The sequence below is a fragment of the Acinetobacter entericus genome (assembly GCF_026168575.1).
In the GTDB taxonomy this organism is placed as follows: domain Bacteria; phylum Pseudomonadota; class Gammaproteobacteria; order Pseudomonadales; family Moraxellaceae; genus Acinetobacter; species Acinetobacter bouvetii.
The window spans coordinates 188,151-211,431 of sequence record NZ_JAPEQW010000003.1; the positions used below are offsets into that span (position 1 = coordinate 188,151).

Sequence of the window (23,281 nt, forward strand, 5' to 3'; positions counted from 1 at the left end):
CCTATTTACTGGATTGGGGAGTATCTAAAGGTTTATCTAAAGGCACGTTCATTAAGCGTAAAGATTCCTGCATAACCCGCGCAAAAACAGGTGCAGAAACTGTACCGCCAAAATAGCTGCCTTTCGGGTTTTCAACCACAACCACCATCGCAATGCGCGGATCGCTTACAGGCGCAACACCTGCAAATAAAGCGCGGTATTCTGTAGTCGAATAGCCTTTACGGTCTGGACGCAATTTATGCGCTGTTCCGGTTTTACCCGCAACGCGGTAACCGGACACGTTCGCGCGGGTTGCCGTACCGCCCGGCATGGTGGCGGATTCCATCATCATCAGCACTTGGTCTGCAATGACAGGGCTAATCATCTGCTCACCTTGAGGCTGATCTTCAAGCTTATACAGGCTCAGCGGCATTTTAACGCCTTTGTTGGCAATCATGGCATAAGCATCCGCAATTTGCAGTACTGTCGCATTCAAGCCATAGCCATAAGCCATGGTCGCCACTTCTGAGACATTCCATTTGCTTTTCGGCAGAATCAAGCCCGCACTTTCACCAGGAAATTTAACAGCGGAACGCTGACCGAAACCCAAACGCTGATAGAAGGTCGGCAAAGTCGAATACGGCAATGACAGCGCAATTTTTGCCACACCGACGTTAGATGATTTTTGAATAATGCCGCCCAGCGTTAAGGCGCCATAGTTATGGGTGTCGCGGATGGTATGGTTGCCTACGCGCATCGAGCCTGGCGAAGTATTCACCACGGTATTCGGCATGTATTTGCCGCTTTCCAGCGCCATAGAGACCGTTATCGGCTTCATGGTTGATCCGGGCTCAAAAGAGTCCACTGCGCCGCGGTTACGCATGGCGTCTTTGTTGCCTAAACTGCTTTTATCATTCGGGTTGTAAGAAGGCCAGCTGGTCATCGCTAAAATTTCACCGGTTTTGACATCGACCGCAATCGCGGTTGCTGAGCGGGCATTATTGGCCACGCCGGCTGCAGTTAATTCACGGTACATAATATACTGCAGGCGTGAATCAATGCTGAGGGTTATGTTTTCCCCCGGCTCGACCCCTTTCACCACTTCCGGGTCTTTCACACGGTTGCCTTTTTTATCGCGGACAATCTGCTGTTCGCCGTCAATGCCTGCCAAACGCCCATTCAGCTGCATTTCCAAACCTTCAATCCCTGCGCCTTCACTGTTGGTCAAGCCAATAATCTGCGAATTCGGCTGCGGCTGCGGATAATAGCGCTTATAGTTTTTCTCCATATACACGCCCTGAAAATCCCGCTTCATAATCAGCTCGGCCTGCTGCGGCGGAATTTCTTTTTGCAACACCAAATAGCGCGAACGCGGGCGTTCATTGAGCTTTTTGCGCAGGTCTTTGCGGTCGATGCCCACGGCATCCGCCAGCTCATCCAAATTCAGGTTTTTATCCGGCAATTGGCGCTTCAATTTGCGGTTATTCGGCTCTTTTTCCAGCTGCGCCATCGTGTCTTCATACAGCTTTTTATTGTCAAAATAATCACGCGGATCCATAACCACTTTCATCACCGGCGTACTGATGGCCAAAGGCACACCATGCCGGTCATAAATCACGCCGCGCATGGCTTTGACTTTTTCAGTTCTTAAAATATTGGCATTGGCTTTGTTTTGCAAAAAGTCTTTATTAATCACCTGCACATAAAAAGCGCGACCAACCAAGGCAATAAAGCACAGCAGCACCACACCCCACATCAGGTAAAACCGCCACATTTCAACACTAATGACATTACGGCCTGTCACAGACTGCTGCTTTTTCCGTACAGTTTGCTTAATTTTCTTATCCACCATGGTACAGCTAGCCTTATTTTTTCTCGTCTGAAGTCTGCGGTAAAGAGATAACAACGGTTTGCGCCACTGGCGGAGAGTACATCCGCAGTTGCGTCACAGCCCGCGTGCCAATTTGCGCGGTCGCGCCGAAAGTCTGCTGTTCAATCAGCAGCCGGCCCCATTCTGCATTTAAATCATCCCGCTCACGCATATACGTGCTGAGCTTACGGTAATCCTGACGGTATTCAAAAACTTGAAACACCACAAATACAGCGCTCAAAAAGACCAAAGCCAGTAAAATGGCATAGGCAACCGCTTTTTTCAGCTTTAAATTATCCGCTATTTTTTCTATTGCTTCAGTTTTCATTATTCGCCTTATTAAGCTAAACGCTCTGCCACACGAAGCCAGGCGCTGCGTGAACGCGGATTCGCTTTAACTTCTTCATCACTGGCGCGGACGCGGGCAATTTTTTTCAAACGGCGGGTATCTTCCCGTTCCTGAGGCATGCCCCAGCCCGTATCTTCGGCCAAGGTCGATTCTTTTTGAATAAACTGCTTAATCAGGCGGTCTTCCAATGAATGGAAACTGATGACCGCCAAAATCGCTTCAGGTTTTAATACATTTACTGCTTGAGGCAGGAAAGCTTCAATATCATCTAATTCTTTATTAATGGCAATACGGATCGCCTGAAATGTGCGGGTTGCCGCGTGTTTATTTTTTTCCCACTTCGGATGCGCCACTTTAACAATTTCCGCCAGCTGCCCTGTGGTTTCAATATAGCCTGCATTTTTAATGGCTTTGGCAATGCGGCGGCTGTAGCGCTCTTCACCGTATTTGAAAATGATATTGGCCAGATCTTCTTCGGCAATATCCACCAGCCACTGCGCTGCTGTCGGCCCTTGTGAATTGTCCATGCGCATATCCAGCGGGCCGTCTTTCATAAAGCTGAAGCCACGCTCTGCCTGATCCAGCTGCGGCGATGACACGCCTAAATCCGCCATGACGCCATCAACTGTTTCAATGCCGCGCGCCGCCATTTCCTGCTGCATATCTGCAAAGCTGGCATGAATGATGGTAAAGCGCGGATCTTCCGCCGCCAGAACTGCCGCTGTTTCTAGCGCTTGCGGGTCTTTGTCGAAGGCATAAACATGTGAATTTTCATCCAATTTCGACAATAATAAACGGGTATGGCCTCCACGTCCAAAAGTACCGTCTATATAAATTCCTGTACTCCGCCCTGCAAGCAAAGCATCAACGGTTTCATGAAGTAATACAGAAATATGCGACATATAGATGGTTTCAGCACGTAAAAAAGTAACTGCACATTATTACCTTGTTTTATTAAAGCTCCAAACGTCTTTTTGTAGGAAAATATTACTTTTCATGGGGAAAACCGTTTTTCAGCTGAGATCCTGCCGAATAAATGCGCCATTCCAATTCCTGCTGCAGCTTAACCAGCGCAACTGATTAAAATCATAACACTTTTTATCCTTTAACAGTTCTTAGGCATCAGCGGCGGCTGTAAAGCGCATTCAATTTGCAGACGCAATAAAGTTTTTTAAATTTCAAGCGCTTTACGCATCCGCTCTCAGGCCTTTGATCCATGTTTTGGCATCCATCCCTTTTCCGTGCTAATTTAAAAAATTGAAGCTTAACATTTGGACAGTCCCCATATGCAAGAGTCTCCGCACCCAGCAAACAGCAGCAATCCAATCAACTACATTGAATTCAATGTCGCCAGCATTCCATCCAGCAAAGCCTTTTATGCGCAGCTCGGATGGATATTCACCGATTTCGGCAGCGAATACTGCGAGTTTGATTCAGGACAGCTCAAAGGCGGATTCAGCCAGTCTCATGATGTGCAGCCGCACGGCGGCGCGCTGGTGATCCTTTATAGCGCCAATCTGCAGGAAAGTTTGCAGGCGGTTCAAATGGCTGGCGGAACAATCACGCAGGAGATCTTCCGTTTTCCGGGCGGGCGCCGCTTTCATTTTAAAGACGTGGACGGCTATGAACTTGGCATATGGTCAGAAGATTCCTGATACTGCGCAAACCGCAGCATTGGCCATAAGATATGGTCTGTTTAAAGCGCTTTAAAACCATTCAAATTTAAAAAAGTCAGATGTAAAAAAGCCAATCCGCTGATTGGCTTTGAAAAAACTGAAACGTCACCTTACAAACCTTGCAGCATGCGAATCCAATGCTTTCAATCAGCGTTTTGAGCTATAAATCTGATCAAAGACCGCGCCATTCACAAAATGGGTTTGCTGCGCTTTGGCCCAGCCGCCAAACACTTCATCAATGGTAAAGGTCTTCAAAGGCGGGAATTGCGATTTATATTTCGCTAAAACTTCAGCATTGCGCGGACGGTAGAAGTGACGTGCCGCCATGTCCTGGCCTAGAGGCGAATATAAATAGTTGATATAGCCTTTGGCCAGCCATTTATTGCCGTTTTTTTCCACGGTTTTGTCAACAATCGCTACAGAAGGCTCTGTTAAGATTGAAATTGAAGGATAAACAATATCAAACTTGCCTTTGCCCAGTGTTTTCTGGGTCACTAAAGCTTCATTTTCCCAAGTCAGCAATACATCGCCAATGCCGCGTTCAGCAAAAGTCGTCATCGATGCGCGGGCTGCAGAATCCATAACCTTGACATTGCGGTACATTTTACCGACGAAGTCTTTGGCTTTGGCATCATTGCCGCCCGGCTGCTTCAGCGCATAACCCCACGCAGACAGGTATACCCAGCGCGGCAAGCCGCCTGTTTTCGGATTTGGCGTAATAATCTGTACACCCGGTTTCGTCAGATCAGACCAATCCTTAATGTGTTTCGGGTTGCCTTTGCGCACCATAAAGACAATGGTTGAGGTATAAGGTGCAGAATTATGGGGGAATTCTTTTTGCCAGCCGGGCTGAATTTGACCCGATTTCACAATTTCTTCGATGTCATTGGCTAAGGCCAATGTCACTACATCGCCTTTTAAACCATCAACCACTGACCGCGCCTGCTTGCCTGAACCGCCATGCGACTGTTTGAAATTTACAGTGTTGCCTGTACGCTCTTTCCAATATGCGCCAAATGATTTATTGAAGTCATCATAAAATTCACGGGTCGCATCATAGGAGACATTCAGGAATTCACGGTCCGCTGCCTGTGCTGAGCCCGCGCTGAGTGCAAAACCGGCAGACAGCAAAGCTGCGCTGAATAAAGCTTTTAATTGAATTTTCATAGCCGTACAAAAAATATCGTTAATAGTGCTAAATATATGAAATAAAATTATTAACTTCAATGCATTCAGACGCTGGGCTATCAAATACAGGGATGGTGCTGTTATTTAATTCTTTGTTTTAGATGATAAAAAATCAAAACACTTTACTTATTCACTATATATACCATTTTATTCTTTAGATATATAAAAAATGGATAACCAAGACTATCCATTTTTTAACTTTTCTTTAAAGTGTGAATGCCTTAATTCTTCTCACTGTAAATTTGATCAAAAATCGCGCCATTCACAAAATGGGCTTGCTGCGCTTTAGCCCAGCCGCCAAAGACTTTATCGATGGTAAACGTCTTCACTTTCGGGAATTGCGCTGCATATTTCGCTGCCGCTTTGCTGTCGCGCGGGCGGAAATAATACTTCGCTGCCAGCTCCTGCCCACGAGGGGAATAAAGATAATTCAAATAGCCTTTGGCCAAATTGCGGTTGCCATTTTTATCAACTGTTTTATCCACAATCGCGACAGACGGTTCCGCCAAAATTGAAACAGAGGGATAAATCACATCAAACTTATCCTTACCTAAGCCTTGAGTCGCCAGCAGCGCTTCATTTTCCCAAGACAGCAGCACATCGCCAATGCCGCGTTCAGCAAAAGTCGTCAGCGAGCCGCGAGCGCCTGAATCCAATACTTTGACATTGCCATAGAGTTTTCGTACCAGCTCTTTGGCCTTGGCATCATTGCCGCCTGGCTGTTTCAGCGCGTAGCCCCATGCAGATAAGTAAATCCAGCGCGGCGCCCCGCCCGTTTTCGGGTTCGGCGTGATGATTTCAACACCCTGTCTCGTCAGGTCATTCCAATCTTTAATCTGTTTGGGATTGCCTTTGCGCACCAGAAATACAATGGTTGAGGTATAAGGCGCAGAGTTATTGGGGAATTCTTTTTGCCAGTTTTTATCAATCTGCCCCGTATTTACAATTTCATCAATATCATTGGCCAAGGCCAAGGTCACGACGTCTGCCTGCAGGCCTGTCGCTACAGCGCGCGCCTGCTTGCCGGAACCGCCATGCGACTGCTTGAAATTCACCTCTTGACCGGTGCGCTTTTTCCAGTAGGCGCCAAATTCCTGATTATACTCTTGGTAAAATTCACGGGTCGGATCATAAGACACATTCAAAAAATCTTTGGCCGCATACACTTGCGCGCCCGCGCCTGCTAAAAAAGCCAAAACTCCCGCCGCGATTATTTTTTTCATGCCATTTGCTCATTTATTTGATTAAATGCACTATATAAATAAAAAATAGTACGAACAATCAGCTGTTTATATTATTAAATCACTTTTATTTCTGTTTAAAATATATCCAAAATACTGCTGTTATTTGCGCTTTTTTTGCTAAATCAGCTGCGGTCAGGCTTTTCTCCACGTTATCTCCATAGTTGTTTGTTACAAATACAGGTAGGCAAGGATAAACCTCACCAATTTGGTATCTTTACAGCGAAGATTATTTGTCTTTTTGTAAAAAATTGACTCCGCTCTGCTTTTCGATGCTAAAGATGGTTGAATCGCAGTACTGCGGTACTAATATTAAGAAAAGCCAATTACAATGGTTCCTAGATCAGCTCATGGGGGAAGTTTAAAATGAGATCACCTTTAATTCACGCTTTATGCTTAAGCTTAGGACTGACATTGGCCGTTCAGGCTGGACATGCCGCTGCCATCAGCAAAACGGTAAACAGCAAAGCGCCCATTCCGGCTGAAAAAAAATCGCCCATTGAAAAAGCGCTGAATCAGCAGAAAGCGGAAGGCAAACAGCAGTCCGATGACAATTTAAAAGTTTTAACTGCGCTTAAATCAGCGCCGACACAAAATTTCTTTGCTTCTCAAAACAAAAGCTTTACCCGCTTTGTACAGTCGCTGTTCCTGCAAAACAACTCTTGATGAATTGACGGCTCCCCCCAATTTGAAGCCTGAGTATCAGCCTAATCACGGAATGTTGAATTTAACATTAAGTGATTAGGCTTTTTCGCTATAATAGCCCTAATTTACATTCTGAATAATATCCAGTTATGACAGTCCGCACCCGTATTGCACCCTCTCCTACCGGTTTTCCGCACGTAGGTACAGCTTATATCGCCTTATTCAACCTGTGTTTTGCGAAACAGCATGGCGGTGAGTTTATTCTTCGCATTGAGGATACCGACCAGCTGCGCTCAACGCCTGAATCTGAAAAAATGATTTTGGACTCATTGCGCTGGTTAGGCTTAAACTGGTCTGAAGGTCCAGATATCGGCGGCCCGCATGCACCCTACCGTCAATCTGAGCGCATGGGCATTTATAAGCAATATGCATTGGAATTGGTTGAAAAGGGTCATGCCTTCTACTGTTTTGCAACTGCAGAAGAATTGGACCAAATGCGTGCAGAACAGCAGGCGCACGGCGAAACACCGCGCTACGACGGCCGCGGCTTACTGCTTTCTCAAGAAGAAGTTGCGCGCCGCCTGGCTGCGGGTGAAGCGCATGTGATCCGCATGAAAGTGCCGACTGAAGGCATTTGTCAATTTGATGACTTATTGCGCGGCGAAGTGGAAATTCCATGGGCGCAAGTGGATATGCAGATTCTGCTGAAAACCGACGGCTTGCCAACTTATCATTTGGCAAACGTGGTCGATGACCATTTAATGGAAATTACGCATGTGATCCGCGGTGAAGAATGGATTCCCTCTGCGCCGAAACATCAGCTGCTGTACAAATACTTCGGCTGGGACATGCCTGTGCTCTGCCACATGCCGCTGCTTCGCAACCCAGACAAATCTAAGCTCTCTAAGCGAAAAAACCCAACATCAATCAACTACTACAAAGACATTGGCGTGTTGCCAGAAGCGCTGCTGAACTACTTAGGCCGCATGGGCTGGTCTATGCCGGATGAAAGTGAAAAATTCACTTTGGCGGAAATGATTGAACATTTTGACATCAAGCGCGTATCACTCGGCGGTCCAATTTTTGATGTTGAAAAACTCAACTGGCTGAATGGTCAGTGGATTAAAGGCTTAACCCCTGCCGAATTGCTGAATACCCTGCTGGCTTGGAAATCTGACCGCCAAACGCTGGAAGAAATCGCTGCTGCGATTCAGCCACGTATCAATTTATTGTCTGAAGCGGTCAACTGGGCTGGATTCTATTTCAATCAGTTCCCTACGCTAAGCAAAGAACAGTTTGAAAGTAAAAAACTTTCAGAAGAGCAAGTCCGTCAAAGCCTGCAGTTTGCGATTTGGCGCCTTGAAAGCCTGTTTACGTGGAATAATGACACCGTCAGTCAAACCCTTATGGATTTAGCCAGCCAGATGGAAATAAAGCTGCGCGACTTCATGCCTGCATTCTTTATTGCGATTGCCGGCTCAACATCTTCAACGCCGGTCATGCAGTCTATGGTCACCATTGGCCCTGACTTGACCTTTGCCCGCCTGCGCCATGCCCTCGAAATTGTCGGCGGTCCGAGCAAAAAAGAAGCAAAAGCATGGGAAAAACTCAATGAAAGCTTAAAATTGCCGAAAAATGATGCAGTTGATGAATCTTAATTGATTTTTTAGTTGACGCGTGAGTGTTATATCCCTAATATAGCGCTCACACAGACTGGGGTCATAGCTCAGTTGGTAGAGCGCTACAATGGCATTGTAGAGGTCAGGAGTTCGATCCTCCTTGACTCCACCAAATAACCGTTTTACCTGTGTATGCCTCACTTGTCCCTATCGTCTAGAGGCCTAGGACATCGCCCTTTCACGGCGGTAACCGGGGTTCGAATCCCCGTAGGGACGCCATATTCAAGATGGCGACATCTTAATAAAAAACCCAAGCATTGCGACTTGGGTTTTTTATTGCCTGCTGTTTAACAATGCCCAGCCAGCCAAAGTGTTTTAATCAGGTGTTTTTGCATTCTTCGTCATTCTGATTAAAATAGACGATACATTAAAATTATGGAGTTGCAATGCAATACCGCTGCCCAAAATGTCAGAGCCCTAAAATCATGCCTGTTGCACAAGCAGGTGAGCCAGCAGCGCGTCCTGTGGTGCCTAAAAGCCTAGTCTTTTTAATTCCGGCTATTTTTGTATTGCTGCTTCTGGTCATTATCAGCATTGCCATGTGGCTTTTTGGCAATGGCGCCGGCACCATTTTACAGGCAGCGACCGTTGCTGTGTTTATGGTCTGCGCGATTGCGGGTTTGTTATTTTACCGCGATTTGCCTGATTTTAAAATTTCCATGCAGGCGTTCATGCAGTCGCAAAAGAAATGGAAATGCCGCGAATGCAATCACGAATGGGAAAGCTGATCACAGCCCCCCCCTAAAAGCCGTATTACCGTTTAATGCTGATGCGGCTCTGCATGCTGCTGTTCAGCATGCTTTACTGCTTGCGCGTCATGCTGATGCTCATGCGCCGCACAGACATCATCTTCAATCTGCAGCGTTATTTCTGTAATGCCGTGCTCATGGCTCAACAGCTCCAAAGCCTCGCGGTATAAGGCATTGCGGTCGGCACACGGCGCCAGAAAATGCACCGTCAAATGCACATTTTTAGAGGTAATGGCCCAAACTTTCAGCTGATGAATGCTCTCCACCCCTTTTAAGCTCAATAAATCCTTGCGAAGCTGTTCAATATCAATTTCTTCCGGCACGCCTTCCAGCAAAATATTGACGCTTTGCTTCAGCAAAATCCATGTCCGCGGCAGCACCCAAAAACCGATAAGCACCGCAATAACAGTATCCACCCACATCCAGCCGGTAAAATAAATCACTGCCGCGCCAATAATAACGCCAACCGAACCCAAAGCATCGCTCAGCACCTCCAAATATGCCCCTTTCACATTTAGGCTGTCTTTCGAACTGGAAAATAAAATCCGCATGGATATTAAATTAATAGCCAGCCCGATAACCGCGACAATCATCATACCCATGCTTTGAATTTCAGGCGGGTGGCTGAAACGCTGATAAGCTTCAAATAAGATGTAAATGGCAACCATAAACAGCATCGATGCATTAAACAGCGCTGCTAAAATTTCAAAACGCTGATAGCCGAAAGTGCGCTTATTATCCGCAGGCAGCTTTCCGATCTTGATGGCCGCCAGTGCAATCGCCAGCGCAGCGGCATCGGTAAACATATGCGCCGCATCCGACAGCAGCGCCAAACTTTGCGTCATAAAACCGGCAATAATTTCTATGACTAAAAAAATAGAGGTTAAAATAAGTGCAAAAGTTAACTTTTTAGCATTTCCTTCGGCAACGGCCGCATGTGAATGGTCATGATCATGGCTCATTATTGTCAACTTTATTCGCAGATAATTAACTTTAAGATTAACAAGAGCTGAATAAGTAATAACATTACACTCAGGCAACTATTTGCAGGATTTATACAAATTCAATTTTAATGAAGCCGTCAATTCGAATTTTAATTTAGCCGAGTCTCAGATAAAAAAATTGACTTGAATAAAAGCAAGAGCGCAACCCGCAGTTGAGTTAGCGTGTAAGGCACACAACTCAGGCCCTCATATTTGACGGCACTCCAATAATGGAAACACTGCATTCAGCAGGTTTGGGGTTAATTACAAAACAAGAACATACCGTACTTTTAAAAATTAGCTTACATCCAAATTAATTCAAACTGTTATTTTTTTGAAGAAACACCCGTGATGACAACTAAACATCAGAATTTACGCAATATTAAGTGATAAAAAAAACTGCTCAGTCACTTACTTAGTCTATTTATTCATGTTAAATTTCAACCAGTACAGTTATAAATTTCAACAAAAAGTAACGTGATATATAACTTTACGCATTATAAATTAAACAACAGCTAGCCAGAAAATGTAACACTTATAAAGGAGTTCAGCATGATCAAATACGTTATAAAAATGATCAGTTCTGCTTTGTTACACTCTTCAAATGAAGAAATGCAAGGAATGCATTCACTGATTTTGGAAGCCAACAATAATTATGTTCAAGGTGAATATTTTGAACATCTCGCCATTCAACACCATCAAGAATTTTTATTGCATCATACCGATAGTCAAACTGACCCCTCTAACATTGACTTCCGCAATGCAATTTGGAGTTTTTTAAATGCCGCCCTAAGAGGGCATAAAGAAGCTCAATATAAATTAGGAATTTGCTATCTCAATGGAGAATTAGGCTTAGAAAGGAATTTCAGTCTTGCCGAATTATGGCTGAAAAAAGCAGCCGATCAAGGATATGCCCCTGCAAATAATGCGCTTATCCATGCATATGAAAAAATCGTATTCAGCTGAATCCTGCAAAATAAAAAAACCAGCCCGAAGGCTGGTTTTTTTATGCGGGGAAATTAACCGCCAATTTTCTTGTATTTGGTACGTTTTTGAACTGCAGCATCACCTAAACGCGCTAAACGATAGGCTTCGTATTCTGCATAGTTGCCTTCGTAGAATTCAGGCTGTTCATTCTCAAACGACAAGATATGCGTTGCAATACGGTCAAGGAACCAACGGTCGTGCGACACCACCATTACCGTACCTGGGAATACAAGAATTGCATCCTCAAGCGCACGCAAGGTTTCGATATCCAAGTCGTTCGATGGCTCATCCAGCAAGATCACGTTTGCGCCCATTTGCAGGATTTTCGCCAGCTGCAAACGGTTACGCTCACCGCCTGACAACTCACCTACACGCTTCTGCTGGTCTTGACCTTTAAAGTTAAAGCGGCCGATATAAGCACGTGATGCAATTTCATAGTCGCCAATTCTTAAGATATCCAAACCGCCAGAAACTTCTTCCCAAACAGTTTTGTTGTTATCTAAAGTGTCACGAATCTGACCCACATACGCCACTTTAACCGATTCACCCAAAGTCACCGTACCTGTATCCGGCTGTTGTTCACCAGTCATCATACGGAACAGTGTGGTTTTACCCGCACCATTTGGACCCACGATACCCACAATTGCGGTAGGCGGTACGGTAAAGCTCAGGTTTTCGTACAGTACGCGGCCATCAAATGATTTGCTGATGCCTTCCACTTCTACGACTTTATTGCCTAGGCGTGGACCAGGTGGAATATAGATTTCAGAAGTTTCGTTACGCTGCTGGAATTCGCGTGAGTTAAGCTCTTCAAAACGCTCCATACGCGCTTTATTTTTCTTTTGCTGGCCTTTCGCATTTGAACGAACCCATTCAAGCTCTTTCTTCAATGCTTTAGCAAAAGATTCTTCTTGCTTGTTCTCTTGTTCTAGACGCGCATTCTTCTGCTCTAACCAAGAAGAATAGTTGCCTTGATACGGAATACCCATGCCGCGGTCAAGCTCAAGAATCCATTCTGCTACGTTATCCAAGAAATAACGGTCGTGCGTAATTGCCACAATAGTGCCCGCAAAGTCTTTCAAGAAACGCTCTAACCAAGACACAGATTCTGCATCCAAGTGGTTCGTCGGTTCGTCTAGAAGCAACATGTCTGGCTTAGATAAAAGCAAACGGCACAATGCAACACGACGGCGCTCACCACCTGAAAGCAAGGTCACGTCTGCATCCCAAGCTGGAAGATTCAACGCTGCCGCTGCTTGATCCATTTGGTTGCTCAGGTTATGCGCATCCCATGAATGGATAATCGCTTCAAGTTTCTCTTGCTCTTTTGCCAATGCATCAAAGTCTGCATCTTCTGCTGCATATTCAGCAAATACTTCGTCCAAACGCGCCAAAGCATCCAAGGGTTCACGTAAACCATCTTCTACGTTGCCACGCACATCTTTATTTGGATCCAGCGGCGGCTCTTGTTCTAGGTAACCGATTTTGATACCGGGCTGCGCACGCGCTTCACCAGAGAAATCTTTGTCTACGCCCGCCATAATACGAAGCAAGGTTGATTTACCTGCACCGTTTAAACCAAGTACACCAATTTTTGCACCCGGGAAAAATGACAAAGAGATGTCTTTTAAGATTTCGCGCTTCGGCGGAACCATCTTAGACACTCGGTTCATCGTATAAATATATTGGGCCACGCAGGACTCCTCAATAGAAAACCAGATTGGGGGACAGCAAAAAGCGCCCCCTGCTCAAATGAGCGAAAAAATAATCGGAACATTATACGATAAAAGCGCTGAAAACATAAGAAATGCCGAACAACTTCCATAGTTTGTTACAACTAAAGGTGTGTTTATTTTTTCAACGCGCTATTGCACACTTAAATCCATTGGATTTAATGCATTTTAAAATCACATATATGAATAAAACAGATTTTCTTTCCTATAATGTTCACTTTTACTCATATTCAATAATGATAGACTGATTGAATAACCGCCTTGATAAATAACTCACTTAGATGACGCAATCATGACTTATAAAGATGAAACTTTAGCCATTCACGCAGGATACAGCCCAGAAGCCACCACTAAGGCTGTGGCCGTGCCCATTTATCAAACCACCTCATATGCTTTTGACGATACGCAGCATGGTGCGGATTTATTTGACCTTAAAGTCCAAGGCAATATTTATACCCGAATTATGAACCCGACCACTGCGGTGCTGGAACAGCGTTTAGCCGCACTCGAAGGGGGTATTGGCGCGTTGGCCTTGGCTTCTGGCATGGCAGCCATTACTTATGCCATTCAAACCATTACCGAAGCAGGCGATAACATTGCTTCCGTGTCGACCTTGTACGGCGGCAGCTATAACCTGTTTGCCCACACTCTGCCGAAACAAGGCATTGAAGTGCGTTTCTTTGATTATCAAGACCCTGAAGCTCTGCGCGGTTTAATTGATGAAAAAACCAAGCTGGTCTTTGTTGAATCGATTGGCAATCCGCTCGGCAACATCATTGACCTAGAAGCGATTGCCAAAATCGCACATGAATATGGCGTGCCTGTGGTGGTCGATAATACCGTCGCAACTCCTGCACTGCTGAAGCCCTTTGAATATGGCGCTGACATCGTGGTGCATTCACTGACCAAATATATTGGCGGTCATGGCAACTCGATTGGCGGCGCGATTGTCGACAGCGGCAAATTTCCTTGGGGCAAGTATCCTGAGCGCTTTAAAGTACTGAATACGCCAGACCCAAGCTATCACGGCGTGAACTATGTCGAAGCTCTAGGCGAAGCAGCTTATATCGCGCGTGCCCGCGTGGTGCCATTACGCAATACCGGCGCAGCCATTAGTCCTTTAAGTGTGTTCCTGATTCTGCAAGGCTTAGAAACGCTGAACCTGCGTATGGAACGCCATACTGAAAATGCGCAGAAAGTCGCAGAATATTTGCAAGCCCATCCTAAAGTGAAATGGGTCAACTATGCCGGACTGAAAAACCATCCTCAGCATGCGTTGGCGCAAAAATACGTTAAAGGAAAGCCTTCCGCAATTTTATCTTTTGGGGTACAAGATGGCCGCGAAGGCGGTACCCGCTTTATTGATGCTCTTCAGCTTTTCACCCGCCTGGTCAATATTGGCGATGCCAAAAGCCTGGCCTGCCACCCTGCCACCACCACACACCGTCAGCTGAATGAAGCGGAATTAAAGTCTGCGGGAGTGAGCATTGATATGGTGCGCCTGTCTGTAGGCATCGAACATATAGATGATTTGATTGCAGACCTAGAACAGGCTTTGTCCCAAGTTTAATCCCCCAAAGGGCCGCATTTTCAGTCTTAGAAATGCGGCTCTTTTTATGAACAGTTTAAAATAATCAGCCTGTATTTATCCCCTGCCGCCAGCGCTTTACCTTCTGTAAAATGCACCGTCAGCTCCTGCCCTGCATGACTGAAGAGCCCCCTTAAAGGGCATCCATCGGTTTGAAAGCGCGCATGATTTTCAAGAGCGCCCACTCAATAGAATTTACTCAAAATCAAAAAGCAGCGGCAAAATTGAATAAAAAGGCCTTTTTTTAGGCATTTTCCAAGGGTATTTCAATACGCCTTTCTTGCTGAAAATCATTCAAAAAATCATCGGCATAATGAATTCTGAAAAAAGCTTTTCTTTCCTTTTTCTATATGGTAAAAATCCACTAACAGAGCAGATGAAAATAGAGTTTTTACTCTAAATTTATTTTTAAATTCAATAAGTTAATTTATAGCTTTTCAAGTTAAATACGCTATCATAGCCACATGGAATACTGCTGACTTCATAAAGAAGCAAGTACAGTCAGGCAATAAAAACAAATGCACTGAATCACATTTATTCAAATCAGGGAACTAAGCGTGAAACAAAGATTAGAAAAACTCTTTCAAGAAAAAGTGAATGGAAAAACTGTCCTCATTACCGGCGCATCAAGCGGCATCGGCCTAACTGCGGCCCACCGCTTAGCAGATGCCGGCGCACATGTTCTGCTGGTCGCCCGCACCAAAGAAACATTAGACGAAGTTAAAGCCGAGATTGAAGCCAAAGGCGGTCAAGCCTCTGTGTTCCCGTGCGATTTGAACGATATGGATTCCATTGATGAGGTTTCTAAGCAGATTCTGGCCTCTGTTGATCATATTGATATCCTCATCAATAATGCGGGCCGCTCTATCCGCCGTGCAGTCCATGAATCCACCGACCGCTTTCATGACTTTGAACGCACCATGCAGCTGAATTATTTCGGCGCCATCCGCCTGGTCATGAATATCCTGCCGCAAATGATGATCCGCCGCGAAGGCCATATCATCAATATCAGCTCGATTGGCGTTTTGGCGAATGCGACACGCTTCTCCGCTTATGTCGCATCTAAAGCGGCTCTGGATGCGTTCAGCCGCTGCCTTTCTGCCGAAGTGCATTCGCATAAAATTGCCATTACGTCTATTTATATGCCGCTGGTGCGCACGCCAATGATTGCGCCGACGAAAATATATAAATATGTGCCGACACTTTCTCCTGAACAGGCTTCAGATTTAATCGCCTACGCCATTGTGAAGCGTCCGAAGAAAGTGGCGACCAATTTAGGCCGTTTAGCATCAATTACCTATTCTATAGCGCCAGACATCAACAACAAATTAATGTCTATTGGCTACAACTTATTCCCAAGCTCATCCGCATCTGTGGGCAAACAGGAAAAGCTGAATTTTGTGCAGAAAGCCTATGCCCGCTTATTCCCAGGCGAACACTGGTAAGCCGCTTCTGATTTAAGCATCACGGATTTTTTAAATAAGCCCAGCCTTGGGCTTATTTTTTTATGGGCTGCCCAGCAATCGCAGCAAACCGACAAACAGCAGCCGCCTTTCGAAAATTGCTTAAGTTTTAGTTCCTCTATTCAAGCCGGATGCCGTACACTATGCCTTGCAGCTGAAACTGCAATTTATTTATTTGAACGAAATTTGGGTGTAATCCACATGAACAATCTGCAATGGCTCGATGAAGTAAAATTTAACGAACAAGGCTTAGTGCCTGCTATTGCACAGCATCATCAAACTGGCCGTATTTTGATGGTGGCGTGGATGAACCGTGAAGCTTTAGCGCTGACCGCAGAAAAAAATCAAGCGGTGTATTTTTCGCGCTCACGTCAAAAACTGTGGCACAAAGGTGAAGAATCCGGCCATTTTCAAACCGTGCATGAAATCCGCCTAGACTGCGACGCAGATGTGATTGTGCTGCAGATTGAACAGCACGGCGGCATTGCCTGCCATACTGGCCGGGAATCTTGCTTCTACCGCAAATTGACTGTAACCGGCTGGGAAACTGTCGACGCGCAGCTGAAAGACCCGAGCCAAATTTACGGTGAAAAGTCTGCAAACCCGCACACGCTGGCAATGAATGCCTCAAATGCCCAGTCTGAACAAGTCGAAGTTCTAAACTACCTCGGCCAGATGATGGCGGAGCGCAAGCAAGCAGATCCAGACTCCTCTTATGTGGCGAAGCTGTATCACAAAGGCCTGAACAAGATCTTAGAAAAAATCGGCGAAGAAGGCGTTGAAACGATTATTGCAGCGAAAGATTTTAAATCTGAGGCCAATGAAGACAACAAAAACGACCTGATCTACGAAGTGGCAGATTTATGGTTCCATACCATTGTCATGCTGGGCTACTTTGACCTTGAACCGCAATTGGTACTGAACGAACTGGCGCGCCGTCAAGGTTTATCGGGCTTGGTTGAAAAAGCCAGCCGCTCTCACTGAAACGTTACGGCATCCTCCATTGACTGATCAGAAAAAACCGAGCGCGACCTATGAGCAGGCCACTGCCATCGATAACGCTCGCCTAGGCAAATCCTTTAAAGTCATTGCCTATGCCGGCACAGGCAAAACCACCACCCTGCAAATGATCAGTGATGCCATGCCGCAGCGCCGCGGCATGTATCTGGCCTTTAACAAAGCGATTGCCAGCGAAGCGCAGCAGAAATTTCATGGCAACGTCGACTGCCGCACCTTTCACTCCTTAGCTTACCGAAGCGTTCCACGTGGAGTCACTGACAAGCTGCGCCTGCCGCGTTTAAGCCCCAGCTTTATGGCCAAAGAATACCGCTTAACGCCGATTACGCTGCGCCGCATGATGGGCGGGCGCTATGAACAGTATGTGCTGATGCCCTCCCGCCTAGCCAGCCTAGTGGCCAATGCGGTCAGCTATTTCTGCTCGACCAATTCGCAACACCCTGCTCCGCGCCATCTGCAGGCGCCGAGCTGGCTTCATCCTGACGACATTAGCGCCTTGCAGACACATTTATACCCGGCCATTGAACGGCGCTGGCTGGAGTCTATCGACCCGCGTCATGAAGCAGGCATCAGCCATGACATTTACCTGAAACTTTGGGCATTGTCTGAGCCGAACATTCCTGCCGATTATGTGCTGTTTGATGAAGCGCAGGATGCTGATCCGCTGATGCTTGGCATCCTGCTGAAGCAGCGCAGCACGCAAGTCATTTATGTCGGCGATGCGCATCAGCAGATTTATGCCTGGCGCGGCGCTGTCAATGCCATGCAGCAGCTGCCTTTGCCGGAATCCCGCCTGACAACCTCCTTCCGTTTTGGTGAAGAAATCGCTTTGAATGCCAATGCTATTTTAGGCGCTCTCAACGAAACAGTGCCGTTGCTGGGCAACCCGCTGATGAACTCAAAAGTCGTCAATAAGCCGCATACCAAACAGCGCGATGCGATTTTATGCCGCACCAATGCCCGCGCCATGGAGCTGCTGCTGGCTGGCCTGGTGCATGGCGAAAAAGTCAGCCTGCAGGCTGACCATGCCAAGCTCAACCGTTTTGTCGATGCCGCCTCTATGCTGAAGCAGGGCAAGCGCGTGACCGATGTGCCTGAACTGGCATGGTTCAATTCATGGCATGATGTGCATGAATACTGTGAAACCAATGATGGCAGCGACATCAAGCCGCTGGTGAAACTGGTGGATGATCACGGCACCGACCCTTTAAAACGCGCGCTGGCCAAAATCACTCCCATTGATCAGGCGGATTACATCATCTCAACGGCGCACAAAGCCAAAGGCTTAGAATGGGAACGTGTGCATATTGAAGATGACTATCAATTCAGGCTGAACGAGAAAGACTATAAAATTAGTGACGAAGAGTTACGATTGCTGTACGTAGCCTGCACACGTGCTAAAGTAAGTTTAAACATTCACCATATTTATGACCTGATGCAGATGCTTAAGCGGGAGATGCCGCAGTCATTGCGCCGTGCGGTGAGCTAAGCATTCCAGTCAACCCCAAATCAGCTGAAGGTGTGTTATGAAAATTGAATCCATCCAGCTCAAGCACACCTTGCACTTCACCGATCTGCAGGCAGAATTCAACTGCCATGAGCAGCCGGTCGCCTTAATTTTAGGCGATCAGAGTTCAGGAAAAACCTCTATCCTGCGCTTCACCTATCAGGCGCTGACTTGGTTTGCCGCCCGCTATAAAGACCTGCGCACCGCGGGTGTGGTGATGCTGGATCAGGACATCATGCTGAACCGCCTGCAGGCTAAAATTGATGTGCGGATCAGTTATCCTGCTGAAATGGGGAAATTATCCAGCAGCCATGACCTGCCTTTAAACGGGCCGGAAAGCCAGCAGGCTGCATCAGACACCGATCATTTTTATTGCTCTTGGCAACTGTATAAAACCTTAAACAGCCAAGGCATGGGCATCAGCAAAGCGGAAACGCCGCAGCTGGAAGAATTGGCGGCACGCTATCAGCGCACTTTAAAAGATGACCCGCTGCTCGGCTTGCCGCTCATCGCCTATTATCCTGCGGAACGCTTTGTCAATGAAGTGAATTTGCTGAATAAAAACAACCCTGCCATTTTTCAGCCCGCGCATGCTTACGAAATTTCAGCTATTCCTTTCACCACCTTCAGCCGGTTTTTTGAATGGTTCCGTGAAATCTGCGACATCGAAAATGCACAAAGCGCTCAGATGGTGCAAGACATTCTGCATAAAAGCAAATCAGGCGCAGCAGCTGAAATAAAATCCGACAGCTTCTTTGCCAGCCGCATGACCCAAGCCCTTGCAGAAATGCATGCGCCTGCATTGCAGTCACTTAGACGCGCCTTAGCCATTGTTCTGCCTGAATTCAGCAACATCTATCTGCAATATCATCCCAAATTGCAGCTGATGGTGACTTATCAAGGCCAAACCATGCTGTTTCAGCAGCTGTCCAACAGCATCCGCAATTTGACAGCCTTGGTTGGTGATATTGTGCGGCGCATGTGCCTGCTTAATCCAGCCAGCCTCTATCCTTGTGAAGAAGGTGAAGGCATTCTGCTGATTGATGCCATTGACCATCAGCTGGATCAGAATATGGCGCAAGCCATTTTACCCGCTTTGCATCAAGCCTTCCCGCGCCTGCAGATCATTGCCACAGGCAATCGTCCGGAACTGCTGGAGCAAACACCCGCCTTTCAATGCTTCAAACTTGAAAATAAACAGCTGTCGTCAATTCAAACAGAGCCGCAGCAGTTTGAAGAGATTTATGCGCAGCTTTATTCAGAGGGCTCTCTTTTGCCTGCAGAAACTGACAGCCAGCCTTCTCTTTTACAAGAACCGCCAGCAGATATGCCGACAGCAGAATCGCTTCTGCTGCAAATTCAGCAGCAGCTGGACGGCGAACAGCAGCAGGAATTAATCCGCCTCTTGAATGGCAGCGGCCCCAGCCTCAGCAGCGGGCCCCTGCTTTAAAGCATGCAGCAGCGCTCAATAAACTGCTGGGAAAATTCATATTTGGCAGAAAATGCAGGCTGTTCAGACCATCACCCCACAGACAATTGCAGCAGGCGTATAATGTTGAACAGATGCAGAAAAAAGATTGAAGTTGAGGCTGTGCTGTAATATGATCGGTTTTATTTGCAATTTCTAGATTAAAATCGGAATTTGCAATCATTTACATGCTGCGCAATACAGCTGCTTTAATTTTCAATACATTGGCTTTCAAGATTAAACACTTTGGATTGCTCCTTGCTGTCCTGAAACTCTTGAAAGATGAAGATTCACTCTAGGTGCATAACCTAATCACGACAATGGATACGAGTGTGCTGCCGATTATTATATTGTTACCGCTAGTGCTGGGCACATTCCTTGCTTCCTGGCTCAAGCAGTTCTCCCGCGGAGCAACAGCCTTTGGGGCTATTGGGGTCAGCATCAGCAGTTTAGCGCTGCTCCTGACTCAGGCAAAAGACGTCTTTAATGGCCAAGTGCTCATTCAAACATGGTCATGGCTTCCCCAGCTGGGCCTGGATTTCAGCTTCCGCTTAGATTCACTGGGCCTGCTGTTCTCCCTGCTGATCACCGGTATCGGCACACTGATTTATATCTACGCGTATTATTACCTCAGCCCTAAAAATTCCCTCAGCAAGCTGTATATGATGCTCATGCTGTTTATGGCAGCCATGCTGGGCATTTCACTGTCAAACAACTTAATGCTGCTGCTGGTCTTTTGGGAGCTGACCAGTATTTCATCTTTCCTGCTGGTCGGTTACTGGAGCAATTATGAAGCCGCCCAGCGCGGTTCACGCATGGCGCTCACCATTACCGGCATGGGCGGGCTATGCATGCTGGGGGCCTTTGTTTTACTTGGCCAAGTGACCGGCACGTATCAAATTGACCAAATTCTCGGCATGCGGGAACTCATTCAAAACCATGCGTTGTTTGTGCCGATTCTGCTGCTGACCTTAATCGGCGCATTTACCAAAAGCGCGCAGTTCCCGTTCCACTTTTGGCTGCCGAATGCCATGGCCGCGCCTACACCGGTCTCTGCATACCTGCACTCTGCAACCATGGTCAAAGCCGGAATTTTCCTGCTGGCGCGCTTGCTGCCGATTTTTGCCGGCGCAGCGCTCTATCATAATATTGTGACCTTTGTCGGCCTGTTTACTTTATGCATGGCGGCATTCTTTGCGATTTTCAAAGAAGATTTAAAAGGCTTATTGGCCTACTCGACCATCAGCCATTTGGGCCTGATTGTCTGCCTGTTAGGCATCGGTTCGCCGCTGGCCGTAGCCGCAGCCATTTTCCATATCATTAACCACGCGACGTTTAAAGCAGCCCTGTTCATGCTTGCCGGCATTATCGACCATGAATCCGGCACCCGTGACCTGCGCAAGCTCAGCGGCTTATGGCAGCTGCTGCCCTTTACCGCCACCCTGACCATGATCACCGCCGCCTCTATGGCTGGCGTACCGCTGACCAACGGCTTCCTGTCTAAAGAGATGTTCTTTACCGAACTGCTACGTGAACTGTCTGGGCCTATTTTGATTGGCTCCGCAATTACAGCAACACTGGCGGGGATCTTTGCCGTCGCCTACTCTATCCGCCTAGTGCATGGGGTCTTTTTTGACGGCCCGGTCGGCAAAGATGTCCCCAATAAAAGTGCGCATGAACCGCCATTCGGAATGCGTGCGCCTGCAACGCTTTTAGCTATTCTCTGCATTTTAGTAGGCCTATTCCCTGCCCTGCTGATAGAGCAAATCGTGAATAGCTCAGCACAGGCCAGCACCCAGAATTTTGCCTTTGAAGGCGTGCATATCGCCCTCTGGCATGGCTTCAACATTCCGCTGGTCATGAGCCTGATTGCGCTATTCGGCGGCATCATCTTCTATTTTTTATTGGCCAAAGGCGGGCGTATCCGTTCAATTGACCTTGATCCGGCGCTGGGCAAGTTTCAGGGCAGAATTCTATTTGACCTTTTTTTAAAGCATCTTTTGCTGCAGTCACGCAAATTCAAGCGGGCAACAGAAAACGGATCACTGCAAAGCTACTTGATATGGATTATCCTGTTCAGCATCGCGGTTGTTGCCGTGCCGCTGACCTCGCAAGGCATTAGCACAGGCACCCGTGAACTGACTCATGCGCCTGCCATCGCCATTGTTTTGTGGATGCTGCTGTTCTCTGCCTGCTGGATGATGCTGTGGTTCCATCATGAACGCATTAAAGCGGTTCTGATCAGCGGCGCTGTAGGTCTAGTAGTGACCATGGTCTTTATTTGCTTTTCTGCGCCGGACTTGGCCTTAACGCAAATTACGGTCGACGTTGTCACCACAGTGCTGCTGCTGATGAGCCTGTCTTTACTTCCTCAGTTAACACCTTATGAATCCAGCGTTTCGCGGCGCTGGCGCGATGCCCTGATTGCAATTGGCGGGGGCGCGGGCATTGCCTGGATTACCTGGCTGATTCTGACCCGTGACCACAATTCAATTTCATGGTTTTTCATGCAGCAGTCTATTCCGCTGGGCGGCGGCACCAATGTCGTGAATGTCATTTTAGTTGATTTCCGCGGATTCGATACCTTCGGTGAAATCACGGTCTTGGGGATCGCCGCAATTGGCGCGCTCTGCCTGATGGATGGCATGCGGGCGCACGGCACCACGATTACCCAAGGGCTGAGCTACCGTTTTAATCCCTCACCGCTGATGTTCCGCATCACGGCATCCTGGATACTGCCGCTGGCCTTGGTGGTCAGTCTGTACATTTTCCTGCGCGGACACAATTTGCCCGGCGGCGGATTTATTGCAGGACTGATCACTTCATTGGCGCTGATCATCCAATATATTGCCCTCGGCCAGGACCAGGCTGAACGCCTGCTTCATGCCAAATCCGGACGCCTGTATGAAATCTGGATCGGCATAGGCCTTGTGGTTGCAGGTTTCACTGGCCTTGGCGCATGGTTCTGGGGCCGTCCATTCCTCACCAGCGCGCACATTTATGTTCATCCGCCTGTTATCGGCGAGATGCATTTAGCCAGTGCAGCCTTATTTGATGTCGGGGTCTATATCACAGTTGTCGGCGCAACCATGCTGATGATTTCCGTTCTGGGCGATTCCCGGCATTCCAGCATGTCTGGTCCAGTACCTAAAGGATAAG

General features: G+C 47.1%; 18 protein-coding genes and 2 tRNA genes. 13 read left to right on the plus strand and 7 right to left on the minus strand.

Annotated features, from left to right (window positions below; all coding sequences use genetic code 11):
- Position 1 precedes the first annotated feature (1 nt).
- The 3 genes from ftsI to rsmH are packed head-to-tail and all read right to left on the minus strand — an operon-like array spanning position 2 to position 3,100.
- Positions 2 to 1,831, minus strand: coding sequence for a penicillin-binding protein PBP3 (gene ftsI / locus OKC24_RS03815; protein WP_130144008.1), 1,830 nt, complete (start codon positions 1,829 to 1,831; stop codon positions 2 to 4).
- Between the two features lie 13 nt (positions 1,832 to 1,844).
- Positions 1,845 to 2,177 (minus strand): cell division protein FtsL, encoded by a 333-nt coding sequence (ftsL, locus tag OKC24_RS03820; RefSeq protein ID WP_005013222.1) that lies wholly within the window; start codon positions 2,175 to 2,177, stop codon positions 1,845 to 1,847.
- 11 nt (positions 2,178 to 2,188) lie between these two features.
- Complete coding sequence (gene rsmH / locus OKC24_RS03825; RefSeq protein WP_130144009.1) at positions 2,189 to 3,100, minus strand: 16S rRNA (cytosine(1402)-N(4))-methyltransferase RsmH; 912 nt, start codon at positions 3,098 to 3,100, stop codon at positions 2,189 to 2,191.
- A gap of 384 nt (positions 3,101 to 3,484) precedes the next feature.
- Here rsmH and OKC24_RS03830 point away from each other — a divergent pair, with 384 nt between their 5' ends.
- Positions 3,485 to 3,853: a VOC family protein gene (locus OKC24_RS03830; RefSeq protein WP_130144010.1), complete on the plus strand. Its 369-nt coding sequence runs from the start codon at positions 3,485 to 3,487 to the stop codon at positions 3,851 to 3,853.
- Positions 3,854 to 4,021: 168 nt separating this feature from the next.
- Here the strand turns inward: OKC24_RS03830 and OKC24_RS03835 are convergent, their stop codons facing one another.
- Both OKC24_RS03835 and OKC24_RS03840 read right to left on the minus strand, forming a co-directional pair.
- Positions 4,022 to 5,041, minus strand: coding sequence for a sulfate ABC transporter substrate-binding protein (locus OKC24_RS03835; protein ID WP_130144011.1), 1,020 nt, complete (start codon positions 5,039 to 5,041; stop codon positions 4,022 to 4,024).
- Positions 5,042 to 5,283: 242 nt separating this feature from the next.
- Positions 5,284 to 6,285 carry a sulfate ABC transporter substrate-binding protein gene (locus OKC24_RS03840; protein WP_130144012.1) on the minus strand — a complete coding sequence of 334 codons (1,002 nt, stop codon included), beginning with the start codon at positions 6,283 to 6,285 and terminating at the stop codon, positions 5,284 to 5,286.
- A 384-nt stretch (positions 6,286 to 6,669) separates the two neighbouring features.
- Between OKC24_RS03840 and OKC24_RS03845 the strand changes: the two genes are divergently transcribed.
- The 5 genes from OKC24_RS03845 to OKC24_RS03865 all read left to right on the plus strand — a co-directional run bounded on the left by OKC24_RS03845 (position 6,670) and on the right by OKC24_RS03865 (position 9,355).
- Entirely contained in the window at positions 6,670 to 6,969 is a 300-nt protein-coding gene (locus OKC24_RS03845) for a hypothetical protein (RefSeq protein WP_130144013.1), read from the plus strand.
- Between the two features lie 128 nt (positions 6,970 to 7,097).
- Complete coding sequence (gene gltX, locus OKC24_RS03850; RefSeq protein WP_130144014.1) at positions 7,098 to 8,606, plus strand: glutamate--tRNA ligase; 1,509 nt, start codon at positions 7,098 to 7,100, stop codon at positions 8,604 to 8,606.
- A gap of 57 nt (positions 8,607 to 8,663) precedes the next feature.
- A tRNA-Ala gene (locus OKC24_RS03855) sits at positions 8,664 to 8,739 on the plus strand.
- Positions 8,740 to 8,770: 31 nt separating this feature from the next.
- A tRNA-Glu gene (locus OKC24_RS03860) sits at positions 8,771 to 8,846 on the plus strand.
- Positions 8,847 to 9,013: 167 nt separating this feature from the next.
- Positions 9,014 to 9,355 carry a zinc-ribbon domain-containing protein gene (locus OKC24_RS03865; protein ID WP_130144015.1) on the plus strand — a complete coding sequence of 114 codons (342 nt, stop codon included), beginning with the start codon at positions 9,014 to 9,016 and terminating at the stop codon, positions 9,353 to 9,355.
- 32 nt (positions 9,356 to 9,387) lie between these two features.
- On the opposite strand, the gene OKC24_RS03870 is transcribed toward OKC24_RS03865, so the two are convergent.
- A complete protein-coding gene (locus OKC24_RS03870; protein WP_265464818.1) occupies positions 9,388 to 10,338 on the minus strand; it encodes a cation diffusion facilitator family transporter in 951 nt (316 codons plus the stop codon).
- Between the two features lie 573 nt (positions 10,339 to 10,911).
- Here OKC24_RS03870 and OKC24_RS03875 point away from each other — a divergent pair.
- Positions 10,912 to 11,325 (plus strand): tetratricopeptide repeat protein, encoded by a 414-nt coding sequence (locus OKC24_RS03875; RefSeq protein WP_130144017.1) that lies wholly within the window; start codon positions 10,912 to 10,914, stop codon positions 11,323 to 11,325.
- Between the two features lie 53 nt (positions 11,326 to 11,378).
- Here OKC24_RS03875 and ettA read toward each other — a convergent pair whose 3' ends face one another.
- Positions 11,379 to 13,040: an energy-dependent translational throttle protein EttA gene (gene ettA, locus OKC24_RS03880; protein ID WP_004691537.1), complete on the minus strand. Its 1,662-nt coding sequence runs from the start codon at positions 13,038 to 13,040 to the stop codon at positions 11,379 to 11,381.
- Between the two features lie 331 nt (positions 13,041 to 13,371).
- On the opposite strand from ettA, the gene OKC24_RS03885 reads away from it, so the two are divergent.
- The 6 genes from OKC24_RS03885 to OKC24_RS03910 all read left to right on the plus strand — a co-directional run bounded on the left by OKC24_RS03885 (position 13,372) and on the right by OKC24_RS03910 (position 23,280).
- Positions 13,372 to 14,649, plus strand: a complete 1,278-nt coding sequence (locus OKC24_RS03885; protein ID WP_130144018.1) for an O-acetylhomoserine aminocarboxypropyltransferase/cysteine synthase family protein — start codon at positions 13,372 to 13,374, stop codon at positions 14,647 to 14,649.
- 575 nt (positions 14,650 to 15,224) lie between these two features.
- Positions 15,225 to 16,112 (plus strand): SDR family NAD(P)-dependent oxidoreductase, encoded by an 888-nt coding sequence (locus tag OKC24_RS03890; protein ID WP_005013241.1) that lies wholly within the window; start codon positions 15,225 to 15,227, stop codon positions 16,110 to 16,112.
- A 219-nt stretch (positions 16,113 to 16,331) separates the two neighbouring features.
- Positions 16,332 to 17,114: a bifunctional phosphoribosyl-AMP cyclohydrolase/phosphoribosyl-ATP diphosphatase HisIE gene (gene hisIE / locus OKC24_RS03895; RefSeq protein WP_130144019.1), complete on the plus strand. Its 783-nt coding sequence runs from the start codon at positions 16,332 to 16,334 to the stop codon at positions 17,112 to 17,114.
- A 19-nt stretch (positions 17,115 to 17,133) separates the two neighbouring features.
- On the plus strand, positions 17,134 to 18,636 hold the full coding sequence (locus OKC24_RS03900) for a UvrD-helicase domain-containing protein (protein ID WP_130144020.1): 1,503 nt from the start codon (positions 17,134 to 17,136) through the stop codon (positions 18,634 to 18,636).
- Positions 18,637 to 18,673: 37 nt separating this feature from the next.
- Positions 18,674 to 20,104 carry an AAA family ATPase gene (locus OKC24_RS03905; RefSeq protein ID WP_130144021.1) on the plus strand — a complete coding sequence of 477 codons (1,431 nt, stop codon included), beginning with the start codon at positions 18,674 to 18,676 and terminating at the stop codon, positions 20,102 to 20,104.
- 338 nt (positions 20,105 to 20,442) lie between these two features.
- Positions 20,443 to 23,280 carry a monovalent cation/H+ antiporter subunit A gene (locus OKC24_RS03910; RefSeq protein ID WP_131276170.1) on the plus strand — a complete coding sequence of 946 codons (2,838 nt, stop codon included), beginning with the start codon at positions 20,443 to 20,445 and terminating at the stop codon, positions 23,278 to 23,280.
- Position 23,281 lies beyond the last annotated feature (1 nt).

What these genes read in the sequence shown, in the direction of transcription:
- ftsI (WP_130144008.1), bottom strand. Translation starts at nt 1,831, where the DNA reads ATGGTGGATAAGAAAATTAAGCAAACTGTACGGAAAAAGCAGCAGTCT.
- ftsL (WP_005013222.1), bottom strand. Translation starts at nt 2,177, where the DNA reads ATGAAAACTGAAGCAATAGAAAAAATAGCGGATAATTTAAAGCTGAAA.
- rsmH (WP_130144009.1), bottom strand. Translation starts at nt 3,100, where the DNA reads ATGTCGCATATTTCTGTATTACTTCATGAAACCGTTGATGCTTTGCTT.
- OKC24_RS03830 (WP_130144010.1), top strand. Translation starts at nt 3,485, where the DNA reads ATGCAAGAGTCTCCGCACCCAGCAAACAGCAGCAATCCAATCAACTAC.
- OKC24_RS03835 (WP_130144011.1), bottom strand. Translation starts at nt 5,041, where the DNA reads ATGAAAATTCAATTAAAAGCTTTATTCAGCGCAGCTTTGCTGTCTGCC.
- OKC24_RS03840 (WP_130144012.1), bottom strand. Translation starts at nt 6,285, where the DNA reads ATGAAAAAAATAATCGCGGCGGGAGTTTTGGCTTTTTTAGCAGGCGCG.
- OKC24_RS03845 (WP_130144013.1), top strand. Translation starts at nt 6,670, where the DNA reads ATGAGATCACCTTTAATTCACGCTTTATGCTTAAGCTTAGGACTGACA.
- gltX (WP_130144014.1), top strand. Translation starts at nt 7,098, where the DNA reads ATGACAGTCCGCACCCGTATTGCACCCTCTCCTACCGGTTTTCCGCAC.
- OKC24_RS03865 (WP_130144015.1), top strand. Translation starts at nt 9,014, where the DNA reads ATGCAATACCGCTGCCCAAAATGTCAGAGCCCTAAAATCATGCCTGTT.
- OKC24_RS03870 (WP_265464818.1), bottom strand. Translation starts at nt 10,338, where the DNA reads ATGAGCCATGATCATGACCATTCACATGCGGCCGTTGCCGAAGGAAAT.
- OKC24_RS03875 (WP_130144017.1), top strand. Translation starts at nt 10,912, where the DNA reads ATGATCAAATACGTTATAAAAATGATCAGTTCTGCTTTGTTACACTCT.
- OKC24_RS03885 (WP_130144018.1), top strand. Translation starts at nt 13,372, where the DNA reads ATGACTTATAAAGATGAAACTTTAGCCATTCACGCAGGATACAGCCCA.
- hisIE (WP_130144019.1), top strand. Translation starts at nt 16,332, where the DNA reads ATGAACAATCTGCAATGGCTCGATGAAGTAAAATTTAACGAACAAGGC.
- OKC24_RS03905 (WP_130144021.1), top strand. Translation starts at nt 18,674, where the DNA reads ATGAAAATTGAATCCATCCAGCTCAAGCACACCTTGCACTTCACCGAT.
- OKC24_RS03910 (WP_131276170.1), top strand. Translation starts at nt 20,443, where the DNA reads ATGGATACGAGTGTGCTGCCGATTATTATATTGTTACCGCTAGTGCTG.